17 protein-coding genes are annotated in these 22858 nt (G+C 71.8%); all 17 read right to left on the bottom strand.

Annotated features, from left to right (window positions below; translation table 11 throughout):
* Positions 1–56: 56 nt before the first annotated feature.
* The 17 genes from AB0M63_RS28890 to AB0M63_RS28810 are packed head-to-tail and all read right to left on the bottom strand — an operon-like array spanning position 57 to position 22837.
* Positions 57–2570 carry a vWA domain-containing protein gene (locus AB0M63_RS28890; RefSeq protein WP_366021486.1) on the bottom strand — a complete coding sequence of 838 codons (2514 nt, stop codon included), beginning with the start codon at positions 2568–2570 and terminating at the stop codon, positions 57–59.
* Between the two features lie 12 nt (positions 2571–2582).
* Positions 2583–4478 (bottom strand): DUF6519 domain-containing protein, encoded by a 1896-nt coding sequence (locus AB0M63_RS28885; RefSeq protein WP_366021485.1) that lies wholly within the window; start codon positions 4476–4478, stop codon positions 2583–2585.
* A gap of 13 nt (positions 4479–4491) precedes the next feature.
* Positions 4492–5031, bottom strand: coding sequence for a hypothetical protein (locus AB0M63_RS28880; RefSeq protein ID WP_355914457.1), 540 nt, complete (start codon positions 5029–5031; stop codon positions 4492–4494).
* Positions 5032–5042: 11 nt separating this feature from the next.
* Entirely contained in the window at positions 5043–9029 is a 3987-nt protein-coding gene (locus AB0M63_RS28875) for a phage tail protein (protein ID WP_366021484.1), read from the bottom strand.
* Positions 9026–10630 (bottom strand): baseplate J/gp47 family protein, encoded by a 1605-nt coding sequence (locus tag AB0M63_RS28870; RefSeq protein WP_366021483.1) that lies wholly within the window; start codon positions 10628–10630, stop codon positions 9026–9028. Before AB0M63_RS28870 ends, AB0M63_RS28875 begins: the two co-directional genes overlap by 4 nt.
* 3 nt (positions 10631–10633) lie before the next feature.
* Positions 10634–10999, bottom strand: coding sequence for a GPW/gp25 family protein (locus AB0M63_RS28865; protein WP_366021482.1), 366 nt, complete (start codon positions 10997–10999; stop codon positions 10634–10636).
* 28 nt (positions 11000–11027) lie between these two features.
* On the bottom strand, positions 11028–11666 hold the full coding sequence (locus AB0M63_RS28860; protein ID WP_355914469.1) for a phage baseplate assembly protein V: 639 nt from the start codon (positions 11664–11666) through the stop codon (positions 11028–11030).
* A gap of 13 nt (positions 11667–11679) precedes the next feature.
* Positions 11680–12861, bottom strand: coding sequence for a hypothetical protein (locus AB0M63_RS28855; protein ID WP_355914472.1), 1182 nt, complete (start codon positions 12859–12861; stop codon positions 11680–11682).
* Position 12862: 1 nt separating this feature from the next.
* A complete protein-coding gene (locus AB0M63_RS28850) occupies positions 12863–13180 on the bottom strand; it encodes a hypothetical protein (protein ID WP_355914475.1) in 318 nt (105 codons plus the stop codon).
* Positions 13181–13194: 14 nt separating this feature from the next.
* Positions 13195–13944: a hypothetical protein gene (locus tag AB0M63_RS28845; RefSeq protein WP_366021481.1), complete on the bottom strand. Its 750-nt coding sequence runs from the start codon at positions 13942–13944 to the stop codon at positions 13195–13197.
* Between the two features lie 8 nt (positions 13945–13952).
* Entirely contained in the window at positions 13953–15737 is a 1785-nt protein-coding gene (locus tag AB0M63_RS28840) for a hypothetical protein (protein ID WP_355914480.1), read from the bottom strand.
* A 1-nt stretch (position 15738) separates the two neighbouring features.
* Positions 15739–17589 (bottom strand): hypothetical protein, encoded by a 1851-nt coding sequence (locus AB0M63_RS28835; RefSeq protein ID WP_355914483.1) that lies wholly within the window; start codon positions 17587–17589, stop codon positions 15739–15741.
* The gene (locus AB0M63_RS28830) at positions 17586–19202 is read right to left on the bottom strand and encodes a hypothetical protein (protein WP_355914486.1); all 1617 of its coding nucleotides are present in this window, start codon (positions 19200–19202) and stop codon (positions 17586–17588) included. Before AB0M63_RS28830 ends, AB0M63_RS28835 begins: the two co-directional genes overlap by 4 nt.
* A gap of 28 nt (positions 19203–19230) precedes the next feature.
* Positions 19231–19404, bottom strand: coding sequence for a hypothetical protein (locus tag AB0M63_RS28825; protein WP_355914488.1), 174 nt, complete (start codon positions 19402–19404; stop codon positions 19231–19233).
* Positions 19401–20195, bottom strand: coding sequence for a hypothetical protein (locus AB0M63_RS28820; protein WP_355914490.1), 795 nt, complete (start codon positions 20193–20195; stop codon positions 19401–19403). The genes AB0M63_RS28825 and AB0M63_RS28820 overlap by 4 nt, the downstream gene beginning before the upstream one ends.
* Positions 20196–20205: 10 nt before the next feature.
* Positions 20206–20676: a phage tail protein gene (locus AB0M63_RS28815; RefSeq protein ID WP_355914493.1), complete on the bottom strand. Its 471-nt coding sequence runs from the start codon at positions 20674–20676 to the stop codon at positions 20206–20208.
* Positions 20677–20731: 55 nt separating this feature from the next.
* Positions 20732–22837, bottom strand: a complete 2106-nt coding sequence (locus AB0M63_RS28810; RefSeq protein WP_366021480.1) for a phage tail sheath C-terminal domain-containing protein — start codon at positions 22835–22837, stop codon at positions 20732–20734.
* Positions 22838–22858: the final 21 nt, after the last annotated feature.

Below are 22858 nucleotides of genomic sequence, written 5' to 3'. Positions count from 1 at the left end.
GTGAGCGGCGGCCACACGGTCCGGCAGCAGCACCGGGCCGTGTGGCCGCCGGTGTGTCACCCCTTGGCGTCGATCGGCTTGAGCAGGGTGTCCGCGGCGAGGACCTGGACGACCGGGTGCTGGTTGGCCTTGAAGAGGATCACCCGCTGGTAGGTGCCGTCGGTGAACACCGGTGCCGGCTGGTGGTCGGCGATGTGCTCGAACATGCCGTCCTTGAGCGCGAAGACGACCACGTCGTCATGACCTGGGCCGAGGCGCTCGTGCCGGACGTCCTGCGGGGTGATGATGATCCTCGTCGCCCGCAGCCCGCTGGGGTGGTTGGGTATGCGCTGGGTCACCACCTTCGTGGTGCGGGCGTCGACCTTCACCCCGGCCACCGTGGCGGCGGCGAGCTGGCGGCTGAAGCCGTTGCCGTCCGGGTCCTGGCCGTCGGCGAAGACCTTCCAACTGTAGGAGCCGGCCTTGAACACACGCCTGAAGGTGTTGGTGTAGTCGCCGGTGCCGTCCGGGTCGTGCAGCATGTCCGTGCCGTCCGCGAACAGGCCCGGTGCCCGGTGGCGGGGCCACTGGCTCCAGCCGTTGTGCCGCATCACGTCGATGATGCGCTGCTCGGCCGGCGGCGGGACGTCCTTGCCGGAGGGGTCCACCACCGAGGCGGCCAGCGAGGGTGCCGCCGCCGACATCTCCTCGCCCAGGCCCGCGGCCGGGGCGTCGAGTTCGGCGCGGACGACCGCGCCGAGGACCGGCGCCGAGTCGCGGCGGATCCGGACGGTCAGGACCATGTCGTCGCCGGTCAGATAGGTCTGCTGGTCCAGCGTCAGATCGGCCTTGAGATGCAGGTCCTCGTAGAGCAGCACCTGGTCCGGCGTCAGCGGCTCGGGCTCCTTGGTGGAGTTGTTCAGCAGGCTCACCCGCCATACGACCTCCCCCTCGGGGAGTTTGTTCGGGGCACCGGCCGACAGGGCCTGGTCGGTCTCGGAGATGTTGGGGACGGGCACCGGGGTGGGCGGCGTGAAGCGGGTGCCGTCCCACAGGTCGAGCGCGATGGTCCCGGCCGTCGGCGGGCTGATCACCGACAGGACGATCCGGTCGGCGTCCGTGGTCGTGACGTAGACCCGGTCGGGCTCGGTGGGGATGGTGCCGGGTGCCGTGGCGGACGGTATGGGCCGGTTGACCTCCTGGGAGAAGTGCAGCATGTCGGTGAACACCCCGGGCAGCTCGGCCGGGTTGACGACATGTTTGAACCCGGTGTCGGTGAGCTTCATGAGGACGTCGATGTCAATGGTCGAGCCGAGGCCGATGACGTACTTGCGCGCGGCGGCCAGGATCAGCAGCCGGTCGCCGGTGACGCTGGTGAGCGCCTCCACGGTGGCGGGCGGCGCGTTGTCCGGAAGTGTGTCGCCGATGTAGTAGTGACCGCAGTTCTGGATCCCGTCGGTCATCACGACCATCGTGAAACGCCGGTCCGCGATCGGGCCGGCGCCGGCGAGCAGGTCCAGGGCGGCGACGATGCCGTCACCGATGTTGGTGTTGTCGGCCGGCTGCCCGAGGTCGAGGGTGTTGATGGCGACGCGGGCGTCTTCCAGTGCGGTCAGCGGCAGTACGGTCTCGACCTCGTTCGAGAACGGCAGTCCGTGCCAGGTGCCCGGGTCGGTGAAGGTGATGATGCCGATCCGGTCCTGGTCGTTGACGCCCGCGCGGGCGTCGGCGATGAGGTGGACGAGGGCCCGGGTGGCGATGACCGCGTTGGTCCACTTGTCCTCGTCGCCCATGCTGCCGGAGCGGTCCAGCACGAGCACGATGTCCTGCGGCCGGTGGCTGATCGTCAGGTGCTTGGTCTCGCTGACGTTGGTCAGGAAGCCGTCGGTGCCGAATGAGGTGGTGACCGTCAGCGGGGCGTCGATCGTCGCGTAGACGCCGGGAAGCTCCACGTCGAGCGTCGGCTCGTCGGTGGTCTCGTCCATGGGCAGGATCGCGATGCCGGCGTCCTGGTGCCAGAAGTACCTGGGAGCGAACGCGCCGTCCGGCAGGGTGCCGAGCACGGTCGGCTCGGTGGGCAGACCCTGCGCGTCGTCGGCCCCCAGGGTGACGTGGTCCTGCTCCAGCGCCGTCCCGGGATCCCGCACGACCGCGCGCGGGTCGCAGATCGCGTGGTCGAGCTTCGCCGAGGCGTCGGAGAACCGGATGATCCACTGGTCCTGCGTGGGCCGGCTGGCGCGCAGCGTCCACGGGGAGCCGAGGGAGCCGAGGGTCTGGTTGGTGATCCGGCAGTTGACCAGAACTGCACCGTTGTCCGGTGGGTTCCGGGTGACGGCCACCGTGAAGTCGCCGACGGCGACTTCCTGCCCCGGCGGGACGGTCAGCAGGTTGATCGGGGCATTGCCGGTCAGCGTGAGTTCGAGAACGGGGTCGGCGCCGCCCGCGGCCGGCTCGCCGTAGGTGATGTTGACGGCCTTGGTGATTCCGGCGTCGATGGCCTGGTGGAAGGCCAGCACGAACGCCTTGGCATTGGCGACCGTGTAGGAGTTGATGGCGGGATCGGTGGACGGGGTGATGTGTGGCTGTGGCATGGAACGCCCTTCTCAGATGGCGGTGATGACCCGCCGTGCGAACAGGTCGGTGTTGGTGGTGCCGTTGCGGTCGTTCGCCCAGACGGCCCAGATGCCCTGGCCGGGGACGGGGACCGCGGCCGGGAACCCGTCGTTCCCGGTGCTCGGGGCCAGCCGCTGTGGCGCGGTCCAGTCGCCGCTGGCCGCGTTGCGGCGGCGTACGACGACGTGGTTGGTGTTGTCGGGGAACTTCCTGGTGGACAGCAGCCAGACGGTGCCGTCGGAGTCCTGGACCCCCGTCGGCTGGCTGTCATTGACGTCGGTGCCGGCGATGGCGACCGGGCCGGTCCAGGTGGTCCCGCTGAGGGTGAGCACGGACAGTCCGCTACCGCTGTTGTAGAACACCAGCGCCGAGGTGGCGCTGAGCGCCAGGACGTGGATGTCGGTCGCCTGCCCGTTCACCTGCGGGCTGTTGGTGAAGGTGTTGGTGACCGGGTTCAGCGAGGACGCGGTGAGCTTGGTGCCGTCGTAGAAGGCGATGAACACCAGGCCCCCGGCGGAGGCCGCGTGCATGGCCCGGCCGCCGCCGGAGTTGGTCGCCAACTGCACCGGCGCGGTGTCCGGGAAGGAGTTGTCGGTGTGCCTGTAGCGGAGGTAGGACCACTTGTCGGTGGTGCCGGACTGGTCGAAGACGAAGACCACGAAGTCGCCGGCGAGGACCGCCTGCATCCGTTGCTCGGCGACGTTCGCGGTGGCGGTGATCGTCACCTCGTTGGCGCCCGCGAGGGTGGCCAGCGGCCCACGCTTCAGCTTCAGGTCGGAGTTCGGGTCCTCGGAGGCGGCGGTCTGGTAGGCGACCAGGAGGTCCCCGTTGGGCAGCATCAGGGCCGCCGGTGCCGCGTGCACGCCGGAGCTGGTCAGCGGGGTCGCCGCGACGCTCGTGACGCCCGGGTTGGTCAGGTCGATGCGGGCCAGGGCCACCTGGCTGGTGCCGGACTGGCTGGACTGCCAGACGATCACCAGTCCGTTGGCGTTGTCCAGGAACACCGCCTTGCCGAGGAGATCGGGACCGGGGCCGTTGGCGACGGCGACCTCGCCCGTGGTGGGCAGTTGTCCGGCCAGCAGCGCGTTGATCGCGGCGCGCAGGCTGATGAGCGGACGGTTGGTGCCGCTGCGGTAGTCGACCGGTTCGACACCCACGGTGTCGGCGATCAGGTGCGCGGGCGGCAGCAGCAGTCGCCGCTGGCGCTTGTCCACGATGTTCGACGGTGCGATGAGGGCGGTGGCGGGCCGGTTGAGCACGGCGAGCGGGGTGTAGGAGTGCCCGGCCAGGAATTCCGAGGACCCGGAGACGGGTACGGCGGCGCCCGTGCGGACCACCCACTCCCGTTTGATCCGGGCGCAGGACTCGACGCCGAGGCCGGGCAGGATCAGGTTCGGGTCGTCGTCGGGGGTGACCAGGTGCTCCCAGACGTCCAGGTAGGCGATCAGGGTCGTGGCCGCGCCCGGTGTGGTGAGGGCCGGTACGACCGGAACTCCCAGCTTGGCCGCGAGGGTTGAGGCGCCGGTCTGCGAGGCGTGCAGCGGCTGGGCGGAGAACGCCACATCGGTCGTGATCATGACATCCAGGCCGTCGACGATGATCCGGCCGGTGTGGGCGAGCGCGGTGTCCAGTTCGGTGCTGCCGCTGCCGGACGGCGCGCCCGCGCCGATGGTGAAGTCGTTGGCGAGGCCGCCGGTGATCTGGAAGCCGTTGGTGCCCTCGGGCACGCCGTCGCCGACGTACCACTTGAGGAAGGCGCGGAGCTCAAACTTGCGGACGTCGTCGAGTTCGTTGACGTCCGAGTCGACGATCGGTACGCCCTGTTGCAGCCGCACGTTCACGTAGCGCAGCAGCGGGTGGAACGTGCTGGAGGTCATCGAGGCCATGGGTGACTCCTGCTCAGAACGTCAGCCAGACGGTCCGCTGCAACGTGCTCGCGGGGTCCTTGGCGATGACGGGATGGGTGACGTAGTTGACCAGGACGGTGGTGCCGTCCAGGCTCGCGATCAGGCCGAACTCGCGGAGGTTGCCGCTGATGTGGTTCGCGTCCGGCCAGTTGGGCACGTTGGGCCCGAGGGTCGCCTGGATCTGCAGCCGGTTGGTGGGCGTGGCGGACACGGCGGCCGTGTCGAGGAAGTCCATCCGCAGGTTCGCCGCGGGCACGGTGTAGGGGTGCGGGTCGACCAGCGCGGTCTGCGCGGCGCCGGCCGGCGGTGGACCGGTGCCGTCCCAGGTGCTCAGTCCGGCGCCGACCCGCAGGCCGAGCAGCCCGGACGAGCCGGGGGTGCCGCGCAGCATGGTGGCCAGCAGCCGGCGGCAGTCCCCCACGATGGTGTTGTTGCGCCAGCCGTGGTCCCGCACCACGCGGCCCGCCGGGTCGTACAGGACGTCGCGGTACTGGCCGTGCAGCATCCCGGCCGGGTACTCGTTCGCGGACATGTGCGCTCCTCCTAGCGGAAGGGGGGCCACCAACTGCGTCGGCGCAGGGTGGTGGGTCGGGTGGGGTCGACGGTGATGCTCGTGCCGTCGGTGGACAGGAACACCTGCCAGCCGGGCAGGCCGACGGCGGTTTCCTCGGCGATCCGGAGCACCTCGGCGATCGGGTAGTCGTCGTTGAAGGCGTCGGCGAGTTCGTGTCCCGCCGGGAAGAGCAGTTCCTCCAGCGGGCCGGAGCCGAGCACCACGACGGCACGGAGGTTGACCGGCAGGAACCGCTCCAGGAGCTGCCGCAGCCGGTCGGCGTCGCGCTGCACGAGCGGTCGGCCGGTGGGCCCGCGTTCGACGTAGAGCCCGATGGTGGACGGTGTGTACACCTCGTCGGCGGCGAGCGCGGTGCCGTCGGGGCGCTGCGGGGTGTAGCCGAGCAGATCGCCGAACTGCCGGGTGGAGCGGTTGCGTTCGAGGTCGGCGAGGGTCGCGGTGACGGTGCCGGCGAACCGGCGCACGGACGCCTCCTCCGGCGCGCGTCGGCTGGACTGGTCGGGACCGGGGCCGGGCACGCCGCCGCCGAGCCGGCCGAAGGCGACGTTGCGGTCGCTGCGGAACAGCAGCCAAGTGGCGCCGTCGGGAAAGACGACCGGGGTCGGGTTCGTGTCCGACGACAGTCCACCGGTGACGACCACCGGCGCTGCCGCGCTGCCGGTGGCGTCCAGGTCGGCGGACCACAGGCGCGGGCCGCCGCCTCGGTTGGAGCGGAAGTGGACGCGGGCCCCGCCGGCCGGCAGCGGGACGAGCGCCGGTTCCCGGTCGGTGGCGCCGGTGCCGGTGACGTCGGTCTGCGCCGACCAGCCGACGGACGGGAAGTCGAGATGCCGTACGACGATCCGCCACCGGTCGTCGGGGTCCGCGTGGGCCTGCCGGACGGCCGACACCAGCCACAACCGGTCGCCGTCGACGGTCAGTTGCGGGTCGCGTTCGCCGGGGCCCGCGGAGGCGAAGCGGGCCGGCGCGGACCAGGAGCCGCTCAGTGCGAGGACCGGGGTGGCCGACCCGGACACGGTCCGCCACGCTCCGGAACCGTCCAGGAAGGAGAGTCCGGCGGCAGTGCCGGCCCAGACGGTGCCCTGGTCGACGAGGACGGCCCGGCAGTCGGCGCTGGGCAGGCCCTCGGCGGGGGTGTGCACGCGGATGTCGCGCACCGACCGGATCTCGACCGGTCCGGCGGCGGTCGCCGCCCACACCACTCCCGTGTCCTCCCCCGGCGGTTGCGGGCTCGCCGCCGGGGGCGCCGGGGCGACCTGCCGTACGTCGGCGTCGAGGTCCACGGTGCGCACCGACGCGTCGGCGCCGACGCGGGCGACACCGTGCGGGAGGGCGGCCCACAGCGCACCGTCCTGGGCCGGTGCCGCGTGCCGCACCTCGGCTCCGGACAGGAAGGTGGTCCAAGTGCCCGCCGGATCAAGGCGGGAGAGGCCCGCACCCGTGGCGAACCACACGGCGCCGGTCGCGTCGGCCGCGATGTGCCGTACGTCGTTGCTCGCGAGGCCGCTCGTCGTCGCGGTGACCACCTGCCAGGAGCCGCCGGTGGAGAGCGCGGCGGCGCCCGCGCCGTGGCCGAACCACGCGGTGCCGTTCGGGTCCACGGCCACGGTCCGCACATCGGTGGTGGTGAGGCTGCCTGCGGTGCTGCCGGGTGTGAACACGGTCGTCGTGCCGTCCGACCGGCGTACGGCGCCCCCGGCGGCGGTGGCGAACCAGCTCGACCCGTCGGCGTCCACCGCGATGCCCCGTACGTCCGCCGACGGCAGCCCGGTGACCGTGGTGAGCGCGCCGTCGCCGGTCAGTACCCGGACCCCGGTCGTGGTGGCGAGCCGTATCCGTCCGTCCCACCGCAGCCGGTACAGCCGCCAAGCGTCGAGGCGGCTCGTCCAGCACAGTCGTACGGCCCCCTCCGGGTCGACGACGGCGGTGCAGTCGGCGTGCCGGCCCGCGGGCACGGCGGGGATGTCGGCGGCCGGGGCCCAGACGATGTCGGGCTGCCAGTCGCCCCGGCCGGTCAGTGCGCGGTCCCCGAAGCCCAGTGCACGGGCGGCTGTCGAGGCGGCCAGGTCGGCGCGCAGGGCGATCCCCGGTCCGGTCGCGGTGGTGGCCAGGACCAGCGAGCCGTCCCCGGCCACGGCGGCGGTGACGCCGGTGAGCTGTGCGTTGAACGCGGCGGTGACCTCGTCGGCGCGGGCCGCGCCGGGATCGGCGTAGTCGGCGGCCCGCACGGTGAACTGCTCGGTGGCGCCGAACCCGTTGAGGGTCAGCACCGTGCCGGCACTCAGCGCGTACGGCGCGGAGGCGTCGCCGCGCAACCGGGCCGGGGTGGGTGCGGACGGTGTGCCCAGCCGCCAGCGCACCCGTGCGGCACCGGTGTCCGGGTGCTCGACCCAGGCCAGGCCGAGCCGTCCGTCCGGCAGCGCGACCGGCGCGGGATCGGCCTGGGGTGCGACCGGTTGGGGTTCGACCACCCGGGTGTCCGCCCAGGCTCCCCTGAAGTACGCCTTGAGATGCAGCCGGGGGACGACACCGCCGGCGCCGACGGTGGAGGCGTGTGCCAGCCACAGCCTGCCGGTCGCGTCGGTGACGGTGGCGAGCCGGCCGCGCGCCGCGCCGTCCAGCGAGACCAGACCGGCGGTCGCGGTGCGCACCTCGATCCGGGACGCCTCGCCGGTGAGACGGGAGATCAGCCGCACCGCGCCACCGACGGTGTCCGCGCGCAGCTCGCCGATGTCCCGGTCGACGATCGCCGCGACCTCGGCGGCGGTCGCGGCGCCGAGGTCGGCGAAGTCGGCCGGGCCGAAGGTGATGGTGACCGGCAGACCGCCGTCCGGCGCGATGGTGACGGTCATTCCCGCGCGCAGTGCGAACGGTTCGGCGGTGGCGCCGGTCAGCACGGCGTTGGTGGTGGCGGTGCCGGTCGCGATGTCGTGGGGCGCGGTGAGGCCGAGGACGGCGGACGCCTCTTCGGCGCCCCACCACGCCCCGTCGCGCAGGGTCGCGGCGAACAGGTTGCGCTGCGGGGCGATCCCGGCCCGTGTGACGTGCTGGGAGAACTCAGCGACGCGCGTGGACCAGCCGGTGTAGAAGTCGACGAGGCTGCGCAGTCCGGGGACGGTGCCGACCGCGTCGTACAGCCTCGGGGCGGTGCGGATCTCGTTGCGCTGCCGGGCCAGGTCGGTGTCGGCGGTGAGGTCCCAGCCGACCCACTGCGACAGCAGGGGCAGGAAGCGGCTGTCGACGTCGGACACCGCGCGCAGTCCGCGCAGGTTGTCCGCGGAGCTGCGGATGGTGTCGACGGCGGCGCCGTAGACGTCCATGAATCGCCGTAACTGCCCGCCACCCGCGCCGGATTCGGGCAGCAGACCGGTGCCGGCGTCGGGTGTCCGGGTGACGGTGTCGTGGCGCCGGTAGACCTCGGGGATCAGCTCGTACAGCGTGCGGTGCGCGCCGTGCACGTCGCCGGGCGTGGCGACGGCGTGCATCGGCCGGGCCAGGGCCGGGCTGTCCAGCTCGTAGTAGTAGGGCGTGCCGGCGTCCAGTTCGGCGCCGACGCCGCCGACGTCGAGCAGGTCGAGTTCGAGGCGCAGTACGGCGCGGTCTGCGCCGAAGACGGTGCGGGTGAGGAGGCGGAGCGCCTCCCGGGGTACGGCGGCGGCCGTCTCGGTCACGGTGACGGTCCGCTCCCGGACCCGTCCGCCGCCACTGCCCGTGTCGCGGTCCGGCAGGTCGGTCACGGTGAGCGAGCCGGGCACCGGAGCGGGCGGGAACGCGGAGCTGTCGTAGAGCAGCCAGGGGGCGCCGGTGTCCGGGAAGGCGAAGTCGCGTGTCTTGCGCCGGACGGTGACCGGTGGCGCGTCGAGCACGGTCTCGCCGGTGTCGGGCGTGAAGGCCCAGCGGAGCCATATCCGGCGGCCGATCAGGTCGGCGGTCGCGGTGAACGTGTCGATTCTCATGGCAGTGTCGTCCGTACGGTCACGTCGAGGGTGCCGAGGACGGCGATCTCGAACTCGCCGATGTCGATGCGTCCGTCGGCGGCCACGTCGAGGGTGACCGCGTCCCGCAGGAAGGCGGGGAGTTCGGCGAGGGGTGGCAGGTTGTGCCGGGCGAGTTCCGCGTCGACGTCCGGTGCGGGCCGGTCCTGTCGGCGCAGCCCGGTGACGGTCGCCGCGAGGACGCCCGGGACGGACTCGGCGGCGGCGAACACCTCGCTCTGGAACAGGGACTGGCCGAAGTCGACGCGGGCGAACGACAGCAGGGCGGTGATCGCGGCCTCCACCTGTCCGGCCACCGCGTCGGTGACGAACCGCTCGTCGACGAGGAGTTCGACGCCGATGTCGACGGCGACGGGCTGCGCGTCCAGCACCCGGACCAGGCAGCCGGCCATCCGCTTGTCCTCGAAGTAGCCGACGAGCCGGTTGCGCAGCGCTTCCGGGACCGGGACGAGGGTGTCCCCCGCGGGTGCGACGAACAGGTCGATCTGGTTCCAGGAGACGCTGCGGGCCCGGACCTTGGCGACCGCGCCGGTGCTGCGGGCCAGCGCCTCGTAGTCGCTCGCGGTCACCGCCCGGTTGGTCGAGCGGAACGCGAAGGGCGCGTACCGCGCGGCGTGGTCGGAGCGTTCGGCGTCGCTGCCGCCCGCCGCCGCGGCCTGGTTCGTCACGGTCTGGAGGGTGTCGATCGTGGTGAGCGCGGTGGTGACGGTGCCCACGGCGAGATTCCCGGCGGTGCCTTGGCAAACCCGGTAGGAGGCGCGGACGTTGTTGAGGCCGGCCGGTGGTACCCGGCCGGCGCCGAACACGGCGTGGCCGATCCCGTCGGCGTCGAAGAGGAGTTGGTAGTAGCGGGCCTCGGGGTGGGAGAACACCGCCCGGCCGTCCGCCGCGATGTCGAAGAGCAGGCTGTCGCGCCGGTCCCAAGTCACCCAGCCCGCGCCCTCGTTGACCTCGACGACCACGGAGGACACGACCACGGACGCGTCGGGCAGCGCGAAGGACTGGCTGTCCTCGCCGGTGGAGGAGCCGATCAGCACCGGTCCGACGGCACGGCTCTGTTCGACCGGGAGCCCGTCGTAGACGACCACCGGCTTGCCGTCCGGGCCGGTACCCGGGCGGAGTTGGTCGGACAGCAGGACCAGGTCCAGGTCGGGGCCGAGGTAGGTGAACTCGATCGCGGCCGCCCCGGGCGGCCGGGCCGCGAACTGCGCGCCGCTGGGGACGGTCACCGTGCGCGGGCCGGCCGGTCGCGGGAACGTGAGCAGCAGATCGGCCATCGCCGGTGCGGCCGGGGTGAGTTCGTAGCCGATCAGCCGCAACAGGTCCACGATGCTGGCCCGTTCGGTGGCGGTGCCGGGGAACAGTTCGCTGGCGATGCGGTCCTGGTAGTAGAGCATGATGTCGCCGACGTAGGCGAACAGGTCGACGAGCAGCATGCCGAGGTCGGCCGGGCTCTGGTCGGTCCACTCGGGCAGGCGCTGCTGGGCCAGCCGGAGCATGGCCGTGCGCAGGGACGCGAAGTCCTTGTCGGTGTAGTCGATCGCGGGTGCCGGTGTCGTCATCGTCTACACCAGGGGGACGATCATCTCGGCGGACACGGGCTTGTCGCTGTGCACATAGTTCAGCGTCAGCCGCAGTTCGCCGTCGGAGCGGGAGAGTCGTGCCCGGGTGACGACGACGCGCCGCTCCCAGCGAACGACCGCCTCGTGCGCCTGTTTGCGGAGCAGGTCGGCGGTCACGTCGTCGTCGGGTTCGTGGACCAGCGTGTGGACCCGGGTGCCGAAGTCGCGCAGCATGGGCCGCTCACCGAGCCGGGTGCCGAGGAGGATCCGCAGATCGTCGCGGATCTTCTGGGTGCCCTCGGTCCAGGCGATGCCGCCGGAGTGCGGGTCGATCCGGAACGGGAACGCCGCTCCGCGGGCGTCGGCCATGGGAATCTCCTTCTTCGCTTTCTTCGCTTCACTTCACGACGGCGGACTGGCTGAGGTGCACACCGGGCTGCAGGACGAGCGGTGCGAGCTGGGGCGACGGGGAGCCGGGCGGGCCGTGGACATGGGTGAGGAGTTGGCTCCAGAGCTGGTTGAAGCCGTTGCCCAGGAGGGTCGGCTCGCTCGCGCCGCTGCCCACCTCGACCTTCGATCCGTCGAGCACGATGTGGTCGGCACTCACGTGCACGCTGCCGTCGGACTCGATGGAGACGGCGGCGCCGCCGCTGTGCCGGATCAGGATGCGTTCCCCGCCGTCGGTGTCGGTGAGGTCGACGGTGTGCCCGGCGGCGGTCCGGATGACCTGGTGCTCGGGGGGCGTCACCTGGGCCTCGGGCGGGACGGCGTCCGCCGGGTACCAGACGCCCACCCAGATCGGGGCCCGGGTGTCGCCGGCCGCGAACTCCACCCAGACGTTCGCCTCGTTGGGCGGCACGAAGAAGTGTCCGTGCGGGAAGCAGGGCTCGGCGGTGACGAGCGCGTCCGGTCCGAAGATGTCCGGCACGAGTACCTGGAGCCGACCGCGCTTGCCGTCGTCGGTGTTGTCCTTCACGATCCCGCGGTACTTGCCGTAGAAGTGGCCGGTGTGCCGGGTGAGTTCGTCGGACAGCATGTCGGGCCTCCGGTCAGCGGGTCGCGGTGATGTGGGTGAAGTAGCTGGACTCCTGGCGGTCGCCGACGAGGTCGCGGGTGTACACGTGGTTGACCTTCGTGAGGTACCAGGCGCCCTCGGCCCACGGTGCGAGTCCGGTGATCCGCAGCATCGCCTTCGCGCGCAGCAGGACGTTTCCTACGGCCTTGCCGCGGCCGCTCATCCCGACGATCCGGGTCGGGTCCGCGGCCACCCGGTTCTTGGCGTCCTGGGCGGTGCCGGCCGCCTTGCCGACGACCCGCTCGGCCGGTGCCGTGAGCTGGGCCTGCGCTGCGGCCGCCTTCCCGGTGAGCGCGGTGATCGCCGTGCGCATCGGGTCCGTGATGGCGGGGTCGCGGGCCGGCTGGGGTGCGGCCAGCGGCGGCCGGGGCGGGGTGATGGGTGCCGGCTGGTCGACGAGTTTCCCGGTGTCCGGATCGACGGTGCTGGCCGAACGGGCCGGCAGCGCACCGGAGCTGATCCGTTCATAGGCGAAGGTGACCAGGTCGCTGCCGACCCGGCAGTACCGCAGGGTGCCCACCGGCTCGGTCTGCGCGATCGACTCGATCGACCGGAAGGAGAACTCGGAGGTCAGTCTGTCGGTGAGTTCGACGAAGGCGAGACAGCCCTGACCGCGGGCCTGGTCGAGGATGAACTCCCAGACGGAGGTGGCGACATAGCGGCCGGCGGCCCGGGCGTCCGGCGCGGTGTCGTCGACCGGTGCGATCGTGCCGACCGTGATGCCGGTACCGGGCGCGGTGACCAGCTTGGTGAGCAGTGCGCTGAGCGGTTCGCCGGTGTTCCAGGTCTTCGGGTCGAACGGGGTCTGTGCCAGCCGGTGGCTGTAGTCCCGGGCGGTCAGTTCGACCCGCTGTCCTTCAGGGCCGGCCAGTACCTGGGTGCTGACCACGACGCCCTCGAACAGGGCCGCGTGCTGCATCTTCCGGCCCAGGGTGAGCCGTACCACGAGGCCCTCGAACGAGGCGTGTGCGAGGACGCCCGTGGGGTCGTCGAGGACCACCTTCGCCTCGTCGGTGAGCCGGTCGTGGTCCTCGACGGCGACCGAGCGCACCGGCACCGTGACATCGGCCAGGTCGCCGGGGCCGGTGCCGACCTGGACGGTGGCGAACGCGGGCCGGTTGTCGCTGCCCGTCACGGGCGGGATGGCCACGGTCATCTCAGAACACCCGGTCCCTGCTGACCACGCCGATGTCCTGGGAGGCCGGCACCGACAGGGCGGCGCCGGGTCGCAGGTCGAGCGGGAACGCCACCGGGTTGGCGTCCGCGATGCGCCACCACACCTGGCTGTCGCCGAAGTAGCGCCAGGACAGGTACTCGATGTCCTCGACGCCGGTGACCCGGTGTTCGTAGGTGACGGCGTCGGCGGCGGGCGGGGTGTACCGGCGGATCGCCACGGTGGCCCGGGTGGTGCCGGTGGCGTCCGACGCCGGGTGGACGGCGGCCTGTTGGTACCGCGAGGTGATCGACACGGACATGGTCGGGGCTCCCCTCAGAGCTCGAAGATGTTCTGCACGAGGCCGGCACCGGGCACGGCCTGCACCCAGTCGTGGAAATCCAGTTGCCCGTAGGACTTGCCGACCTCCACCAGCCGGTCGAGGACGTCGAGGCTGGTGGTGATGGACGCGGTCTGTTCGTTGAGGGTCAGGCTGACCTCGGCGCGCTCCGGAGTGAGGTCGGGCTTGAACTTGGTGATCTTGATGTTGAGGTCGGTCATCACACAGTCGAGGTCGATGCCGCCGAGCTTGAGCGTGCACACCGGTGGCTGGGCCGGCGGGCAGAACGTCTTGGCGCCGCTGAACCAGGCGAGTACGTCGTTGACCGGGTCCCAGGCCGGGTTGATGAACGAGCGCAGGACCGCGAGGCTGGGCTCGATCCGGCCCCCGAACCGCGCGTCGTCCGCCGCCGAGCCGTCGCCGCTCTGCTGGGCCGGGATGTCCGGGAGGGACCGTGCGTCGAGGGCGAAGTCCAGGGCGAAGGAGCGCGGCTTGCCGAAGTCGGCCTCCAGGGCCTTCGTCCCGACCAGTGAACTGCCGATCTCCTTCAGGTCGGTGGCGATGCCGCTGATGTTCCCGAAGCCCTTGGAGGCCTTGGTCTGGTCGAAGGCCCAGTTGCCGAGGCTGGTGGTCTCTCGGTAGGCGAAGCTCTTCTTCTCCGACAGCAGTTCCGGGTTGAACTGGAACCGGAAGATCAGCGGCGGGACGGCGATGAGGTTGGCGAGGTAGCCGGCGGTGCGTGCCATGACGACTCCTAGATCGGGTGGGGCAGCCGGCTGCCGCCGCCGCGCTGGTCGTAGTCGAACCACATCCGGGCGTGCCGTTCGATGTCGTCCGAGGGGCCGGTGGCGGGAGCGGGTTCGGTGGTGGTCCAGGTGACCGGTGGCAGCCCGACCGGTCCGGGGGCGGCGCTCTCCACGTCGACGACCACCTCGTCGATCTGGATGGTCGCCCGGGTGCGGTCGGTCGACTCGGTCACCTTGCGCGGTATCCCGGCCTGGCCGGCGGGGCTCGCGAAGTGGCCGGTGATGGTGGACAGCAGGCCGTCGAGTCCGCCGTGGGCCAGCCATGCCTCATACGCGTTGGCGACCGCCGTGAGACCGGTCTGCGGGGTCATGGCCTCGTCGACCACGAGCTTGTCGGCCAGCCGCGCCGACCGGGTGCTGACATCGTCCAGAGCGCGGCCGAGCCGTGCGTCGGACTGCTTGGTCTCGGCCAGCGCGGCGGCCTCCAGCGTGGAGCCGATGGTGCGCAGCCCGTCGGAGAGCCGTCCGCCGCCGAGGGCGATCGCGTCCGTGCCGGCCTTGCGGGCCTGGCCGAGCGACTCGGTGAGGTTCTTGATGAACAGCGGGTCGGAGAAGGCCGCCCCGGGGTTCGGTGCCACGGGCCGGACGGCGACCGGGCCCGTGCTGTCGAACGAGGTGGAGGGCAGGCCGAGTTTGGCGGCGTCGCCGAGCGCCGTCTGCTGTTTGTCGGAGAGTTGGGTGTCGGTCTTCAGCTCGAAGACCAGCGGGAGCACCGCGGGCAGGATCCGGACCAGATGGGTGATGACCCGGAAGGCCCGCAGGTCGCCGAGGTTGCGCAGGACGGCGTCGATCGTCGGGATCAGCCAGTTGAGGAGGCCGTCCACGGTGGCCCTGACCGCGTCGCCGAGTACGACGCCGATCCGCAGCACCGCGAGGAGCGCCTGCTGGAGGCCGTCGAAGACGTTCCCGATGACGCCGTCCACGGTGGACGCCAGGGCTCCTACGACGGTGGCTCCGACGCGGGCCACGACGACCGCCGTGTCGAGCGCGAGCACCAGCAGCGCACCGCGCAGCAGCAGGGCGACCCGCAGTCCGAAGCGGAGTGTCTCGGCGATCCCGAGCCGGATGTCGCCGAGCCGGCTGATCAGCACGGCGAGCGAGCCCACGGCGATGGGCAGCACGAGGACGAGGCCGTCCACGACCTTGGCCACGGAGTTCAACAGGGCTGTGGCGCTGCCCAGTTGAGCCACGGCGGGCTGCGCGCCGACGGGCGGGCTGCCGCCGGCCCGGAACAGTTTGGCGAGCGAGTCGACCGCGCTCTTGATGCCGTCGAGCTGGGCGAGCAGGCCGGTCGCCGGACTCGCGGGAGCCGTGGTGCTCGGTGCGGGGGTGACCGCGGGCGCGCCGATCACGGTGAGGATGTGGTCGATGTGCTCGGCCAGCTTCGCGATGTCCTGGAGCGACCACACCAGCCGGAACTGGGAGACGGCACCGCCGGCCGCGCCGCCGATGAGGTTGCCGACGAACCCGCCGATGCCGCCCAGCAGTCCCGAGAGGAAGTCGCCGAACCCGCCGCCCGGGGCCAGGTCGTTGATGTTGACGACGTACACCTTGAGGGCGCCGTCGACCATCGGCGGCGCGCCGAAGCTCGGTCCGGCCGTGATCACCGAGGTGAAGGCGAACGTGCCGTACGTCGACGTGGCGCGCTCGATGTCCTCCAGGGCGCGGCGTCCGAACCGGGTCTGCGTGAGCAGCAGTCCGAGCTGGGTGATGAGTTCTCCGGTCTCGTCCATGTCAGACCCGCACCCCCTCGGTGAGAACGCGCAGCCGTCGCTCGCCGGTGCGGAAGGCGTCCCGGACGGCGTCGGCGAAGGCGGCGGCCACCGCGTCGGCGAGGCCCTCGTCCAGGTCGGTGCCGGCGCGGACGCGCAGGGTCAGCCGGGGCAGGAGGACCCGTCCGAGCGCGGCCCTGCGCAGGATCCACGGCGAGGTGGGCAGCGGTTCGCCCGCGCGGTCGATCAGGCCGCCGACGTATCCGTCGACGACCGCGCCGACCACCACGAATCCGCTCCCGGCCAGCCACCCCTCGACCGTCCGGGCGAGCTGGTCCGGGGGCGGGGCCTCGCTCTGCCGCCGGATCTCGTCGCCGAACACCCGGTCGGCGAGCGCGGTCGACCGGTCGCCGATCCGGTCCAGTCCAGGGAGCCGGGTCGCGTCCCGCTGTGCGGCGAGGCTCGCGTCGGCGAGGTCGCCCAGGCCGGTGGCGGTACTGGTGAGTGCGCCGCGGACGGCGGTGCGCAGTCCGTCGCCCACGGCACCGACCGCGCCGGCCAGGGCCGGACCGAGCGCCGGATCGACGAGACGCGGGAAGTCCGAGCGGAAGGCGAGGGGCGGGGCTTCGGGGAACGCGGGCAGGAGCACATGTCCCGGGCCGTGCGAGTCGAACAGCGCGTCCAACAGCAGCCGGGCGCGGCGGAGTTGACGGCGCGCGTACGGCCACAGCACCAACGGGCTGCGCCGCACCTTCTTCCGGATCCACTCCAGGACGTCCGAAAGGGTGCCGTACAGGGCCTGGTTGAGTCCGGTCCCCGGTTGGTCGAGGAGGTCGTTGAGCGAGAAGTTGACGACGTCCGTCACGGCGGTGTCGCCGATCCAGGGGATCATGCGGGCCAGGTTGAAGTCGAACGCGGTGGTGACGACGAACATCGCGACCCGCAGGAACCGGACCACACCGCGCAGCGAGTAGCCGAGTGCGCCGAGGAAGTCACGGAGCGCGGTGCCGAGGGCGGTGCCGAACGCCTGCCAGTAGCGCACCGTGAAGTCCAGGTGCGAGCCGAGCAGCCCGGCGATCCCCCGGGTCATCCGCGTCGCCGTGTCGACCACTCCGGCGAAGCCGGCCAGGGCGGTGGGCAGCGCGTCGCGCCTCAGGTCCAGCACGTCCTGGAGCTGCCGTTGGAGGGTGCGCCGGACCGCTGTGCCGAGCACGGCCAGCAGCACGTCGGCCGCGCCGGGCAGCAGCACGACGAACGCGATGCCGGTGGCGATACCCGTCGCGATCCCGTCCAGCGAGCCGGTCGGGGACGGTGCCGGTGGGGACGCCGGTGATGCCTCGGCCCGTGTGACGGGCACGAAGGGGCGCAGCTGTGCGGTGAACCGGTCGATCTCACCGCCCTTGACGCTCGCCTCCGACAGGGCCCGGAACGCGAGCGCCGCGACGCCGACGAGGTCCGAGCTGTCGAACATGGACGGTCCCGGCGCCGCCGCGGACACCGATGTGTCCAACGCGTCGGCGATCGCGAGGAGTTGGTCCAGCAGGCCGGGGATCGCGTTCGCGCCGTCGAGCCGCAGCGGTCGGGTCAGCCCGGCGAGGAACGCGAGTCCGGCGTCCGCCAGGCTCGGTACGGGAGCGCTGCGGGTCAGCGCACGGCGCTGCGAGGGTACGACGCGCAGGGTCACCGCGCCGTCGACGAAGCGGAGCACCGGGAAGCGTACGGTCGCGCGGTCGGCCTGCCGCCCGGCCAGCAGCCGGCGTTCCAGTACCGGTCGTACGGCTCGGCGGGCCATGTGCATGGCCTGCTCCTGGGCGGCGAAGGCCGGGGCGAACCGGGCGGCGGCCGTGGCGAAGTCGATCGGCATCGTCGTCACCCGCCCGTTCCGGTCAGGTAGGGCTGCTCCCGCAGCCGTGCCAGGAGTCCGTCCTGGAAGCGGCGTACGTCGTCCGGGTCGGCGTCGGGCACCCGAAGTCGCAGGGTGTGCACCACCGGGCGGAGCACATCGCCCTGCGGCAGTTCGGCGACCGGGAACTCGGTCAGGAGCCGGTCGAGCTTCTCCCGCGTCGGGCCCCGCAGGACGGGCGGCAGCAGGTGGTCGACGATCGCGATCAGCGGCGCCGGGTCGACCGGCCGGGTGAGGAAGCGCGGCAGCTCGGGCAGCTCCAGGGCGGGCACGGCCGGTGCCCGCACGGCCGGGACCCAGGGCACGAACGGTGGCTCGATCACCGGCACGGGTGGCGGCACCGAGACGACGGGCAGCTTGGGCGGCTTCGGGAAGGAGAGGTGCGGCAGGTCCGGCAGCGCGCTGAGCAGTGGGGCGAGCCGACTCGGTTCGGACGGCGACTTGTCCGGCTTCGGTTTGCCGGACTTCGCCTTGTCGGACTCCTTCTGTGCGGCGTCCACGGCGTCCGTGAAGACGCCCAGTTCGGCCTGGAGGGCGGTGAGGACCCGGGCGGTCGGGTGGCCCATGAGCAACGCGCCGACGAATGTGGTGAGTTCGGTGGGGAACGTGCCCAGGGTCAGTTTGGCGCGCATCCCCGACAGCGCGGACTCCAGGACCGCGAGCCCCTTCGCGAAGGCGGCGCCCGCCGCGGTGAGCTGAGTGCGCACGGCGCCGGTCACCCGGGTGAGGAGGCGGTCGGCCGAGAGCGCGTCGTCCGCGTAGGACTTGGCGCCGGAGACCACCTCGCCGATCGCGTCGGCTCCCCCGCCGGCGAGCACGGCGAGGCCGTTCATCAGGGCGGCGGTGGGTGCGAGCGCCGGCCCCACCCGGACCACGAGGAAGGCCAGGGCGCCGAGTGCCTGGCCGAGCAGCCGTGCGAGCCGTGTCCCGACGATGACCAGCCCTGCGGTGAGCGGGTTGCGCATCCGGTCGCCGAGCACCTGGCCGATCAGGTCACGAGCGGTGATGAACAGCCGGGTCAGCGACCCGAACAGCTCGTAGGCGGCGCGTACTTCACGGCGGTCGCCGAGCACCGCGAGCAGGCCGTAGCCGAAGCCGGCGGCGGCCAGGCCGCCCCCGACGAGAACGCCGGTGCCGACCGGCGCGACCACCAGGCCGACGGCGAGCACGAACGGGGCCAGTCGCCACAGCACCGAGAGGATCAGCGTCTTCCAGCTGAAGTCGGTGAACCTCATCAGCAGATAGACCCCGGCCAGGGCGTACAGCGGGTCGAGTGCCATGCCGGCGACCTTGCCGACGAAGCCGAGCAGCGCCCCCGTGGCGTTCGGGCCGCCCTGACTCACCGGCACCGAGCCCTGGGCGGCCAGGAACCGCTGGTCCAACTCGCCGATGTTGACGAGGTATCCGCTGAGGTTGAGCCGGGTGACGGGGGTGTCGAATCCCCACCAGTGCACCAGGAACGCGGCCCGGGCCCGCTCGACGACCGCCGACTCGTGGTCGACGATCTCCAGCCACGGCGTCAGGGTGCGGACCGTCGCGCGCAGCGAGGCGGTCAGGCCGCGCAGCAGCATCATCACCGGCATCGCGGCGGCCCTCCCTTCGGTCGGCTGGTCAGGTGCGGTCGCGGGCCGCCTCCACCTGGGCGTTCTCCCGCTGGATCTGTTCGACGAGCAGATCGACGTACTCGCGCCGGTCCCCGGTGGCCATGTCCATCAGCTCGCTGTGGGACCAGTGCAGGTGGTAGCCGAGGAAGAAGACCTCCCGGCGGAGTTGGTCGAGACTCACTCCAGAACTAAAAAATTCGTCATGTCCAAGGTGGCCCGCAGCTCATGACCGCAGGCCGGGCAGTCCAGCTCACGGATCAGGTCGATGCCCGGTGCGCCGTCGTTGAAGGCCCGGTCGATCAACCGCCGGTCGGTCAGGGTGAGATCGGCCAGGATCTTCGGCCCGAGCGCCTCCAGCCGGTGCTGCGGCAGATCGCCGAGGGAGCGCAGGCAGCGGGCGAGCAGCGCGTTCTTGCCGAGCGAGGCGTTCTTGCGCAACTGCGGTGCCGCCGCGGCCTCGTCGTCGCCGCGGGCCAGGCGCAGGGTCATCGCGGTGTGCACCGAGCCGTCCCGGTCGACGTAGCCGTCGAGGAGTTCGACCACCACGTCCTGCGGCGGCTCCCCGTCGGCGAGCGGTCGCACCGGCAGCGCGTCGAGGTCCTCGGTCTGTTCGAACCGGTCGCCGCAGGACGGGCAGGTGTAGCCGGCCCGCAGCTCCGGTCCGAACGTGAAGCTGCGCAGCCGGATGAGCAGGAAGTTGCGGTCCAGGGAGTACATGGCGTCGATGTCCGCGCGGCGCACCTGCGGCAGGTCGCCCAGCCGCACGACGCAACTGTGCAGCAGCGCGGTGACCAGTCGGCCGCCGTTGCGCTGGTTGGCCGGGTCGGCGAGGAGTGCCTCCTCCCGGCCGGTCATCTTGCGCAGGGTCACCTGGCGGTGCGTCCGCCCTTCCTGGTCGACGTAGCCGATCGGGAGGGTGACATCGAGTTCGCGGGTCCCGGCGCGGCCGGGTGCGAGGTCGGTGAGGGTCATCGGCGGGCTCCTAGGAGACGCGTTCCAGGCCCTCGTGCTCCAGCACGATGGTCTGCAGGAAGAGGTTGGTCGACCCGGCTTCGAGGTCGGTGAACTTGGACGACTTGATCCATGCGCCGTAGAAGGCGAACTGCAGGACGACGTCGCCGAAGTGGCGTTTGACGATCATTCCGTTCTTGCGGATCGAAGAGCCGCCCTGGCGTGGTGCGTTGAGGCGGAACGTCTGCTGGATCCAGTCCAGGAACCGCTTGTCGTCGGCGCTGCCGTCGACCCGCCGCTCGATGGTCAGCGGCTCGAACTTCATCTTCGCGGCGGCCAGTTTGTAGACGTGGAGGCTGCCGCCGTCCGGTTGCTCGATGGTGTCCAGCTCGCCCTCGCTGAGTCCGGACACCTTGCTCACGCTGGGGCTTTCCACGCCGTCCACGACGAGGACGAACTCATTGGCCCGGTAACCCTCGTCGAAGTCGTTGACCCTGGGCATGACCGCTCCTCACTTTCCCTTCGGTGGGACGGTCCGCGAGGACCGTCCGGTGGGTTCAGACCTCGCTGGTCGTGGTGCCGCTCGCCTGCTGGCCGACGGTGATCACGATCGTCTCGGCGGGCCGGGACGGGTAGAACAGCACCTGGACCTGGAGCAGGCCCTGCTGGACCTGGTCCGGCGGGTTGTTGGTGGCGTCGACGGTGACCGTGAAGGTCTCCTGCGGGCTCCCGGTGCCGAACGCGCCCTGCCGCCACAGGCCCATCAGGAACGGGGTGACGGTGCCGAACTTGACGGCGCTCCACAGCGATTCGCGGTTGGGTTCCTGCCGTGCCCAGCGCAGTCCGCCACGGAGGCTGCTCTCGACGAAGTTGAACAGCAGCCGCACGTTGACGTACCGCCAGCGCGGGTCGGAGCTGAGGGTCCGGGAGGCGTCCACGACGATCCCGGCCCGGGACACCGGCCGGATGCCGTTGACGGCACCGTTGACCACGAGGTCGGTGTGGTCGGCGTCGGAGAGGCGGGTCTCCACGTCCAGTACGCCCAGCAGGTTGGCCTCGTCGCCGGCCGGTGCCTTCCAGATGCCGCGGGTCGCCTCGATCCGCGCGTAGACGCCCAGGACGTGTCCGACGGGCGGGAGGGTGATCTGCGGGCTGGTGCCGGTGCCGATCGGGTCGGGCACGACGATCCACGGCCCGTACAGCGCGCCGTACGCCTTCCGTGTCTGCAGTCCCTGCCCGTAGGCGACGGCCTGCCCGGCGGCGACGAATCCCTCCGGGACCGCGCCGACGAACACGGCATCGCCCCTGCCTGCGCAGTAGGCGAGGGCCGCCTGGGCGATCGCCGTGTCGGTGCGCTCGCAGCACACCAACTGGATGTCGAAGGGATCGAACGCGAAGAACCCGGTGTGAGCCGCGGCATCGCCGATGAAGTGGGTGGCGGTGGGTGTGCCCTCGGCGCCGCCCTGGAGAGCCAGGAAGCCGTTGGTCGCGGCCGGCCGGTCCACGCCGGGGCTCGGCGTGCCGACATCGACCAGGCGTATGTAACGCGAGCCGGACAGGGGGTTGTTGAGGACGGTGGGCGCGTAGTTGGCGACGCCCGGCTCCATCGAGAGGCCGGTGTACGTCTCGACGGCATGGTCGGTGTCACCGGCGCCCTGGGCGACGGTCAGGTCGAACTCGGCGTTGGAGACGGTGACCGCGCGCAGGTCGGTGAAGGCGGCCGGGTTGGACAGGTCCGGCGTCCAGGTGACGGCGCCGCCGACCGGATCGACGGAGAGCAGCCGTACCCGGGCGGTGGTGGTGCCGTCGGTGACGATCAGGGCGTCGCCCACGTCGAAGCCGTCCGGCCTGGCCAGTTGGGTGCCGCCGGCGCTCAGCGCGACCGGGGTGCCCTGTGCGGGGTTGGACATCACGGCGAGGCCGAGGGCCGGCGCGTCGGCGGTGACCTGGAGCCCGGTCCAGCCGCCGACGACCGCGGCCCGCTCGCCGGTGGAGGTGAGGACCAGTGCGTTGCCGCCGCTGAGGGAGGCGACCAGCAGCCGTGTCTTGCGGTTGATGGCGTCGCGGATCTCCTGGCGGGTGGCGGCCGCCGGGTTGGCGAAGTCGGTGCCGACGAAGGTGATCGCGGTCGCCGTGCTCGCGCCGTCCACCTTGACCGACAGGGTCGGCGGCGAGGACATGTTGACGGTGGCGGCGAGCGGGGAGCCGGTGACGGTGGCCGGTGCGGACTCGCGCAGCCGGCTGGACGCCGACGCGCTGAGCGCGGTGCTCACGAACAGTCCGCGGCCCCATATGCCGGGGTCGGCCTGTCCTCGGTAGCCGGCCTCCACACGCAGGGTGCCGTTGCTGCCGCCGGTGTCGGGCAGCGTGCGGCTCGCGACCGCGTCGGTGCTGCTCAGCGTCGGATCGACGACCCTGTTGACGTACGCGGTCTGGCCGCCGTTGTCGAAGAACCCCTTCACCAGGTAGGCGCCCAGCCCACCGGTGAAGTAGCTGCCGAACTGGGCGACGAACTGCACGAAACTGGTCACCCGTACCGGGGTGTTGGGTACGCCGCGTTGGGTCAGCACGTTGAACGCGCCGACCGAGACGGCGGCACCCGTGGCCGTGGGTGCCTCGGTGCCGTCGGTCTCGATGACGTTGACGCCGATGTTGAAGGCCATCGCAGGGTTCTCCTTCCTTGC

The organism is Streptomyces sp. NPDC051576 (assembly GCF_040681835.1).
Taxonomy (GTDB): domain Bacteria; phylum Actinomycetota; class Actinomycetes; order Streptomycetales; family Streptomycetaceae; genus Streptomyces.
The sequence above is the reverse complement of the archived record's forward strand: the minus strand, read 5'-3'. Positions and strand labels throughout refer to the sequence as shown.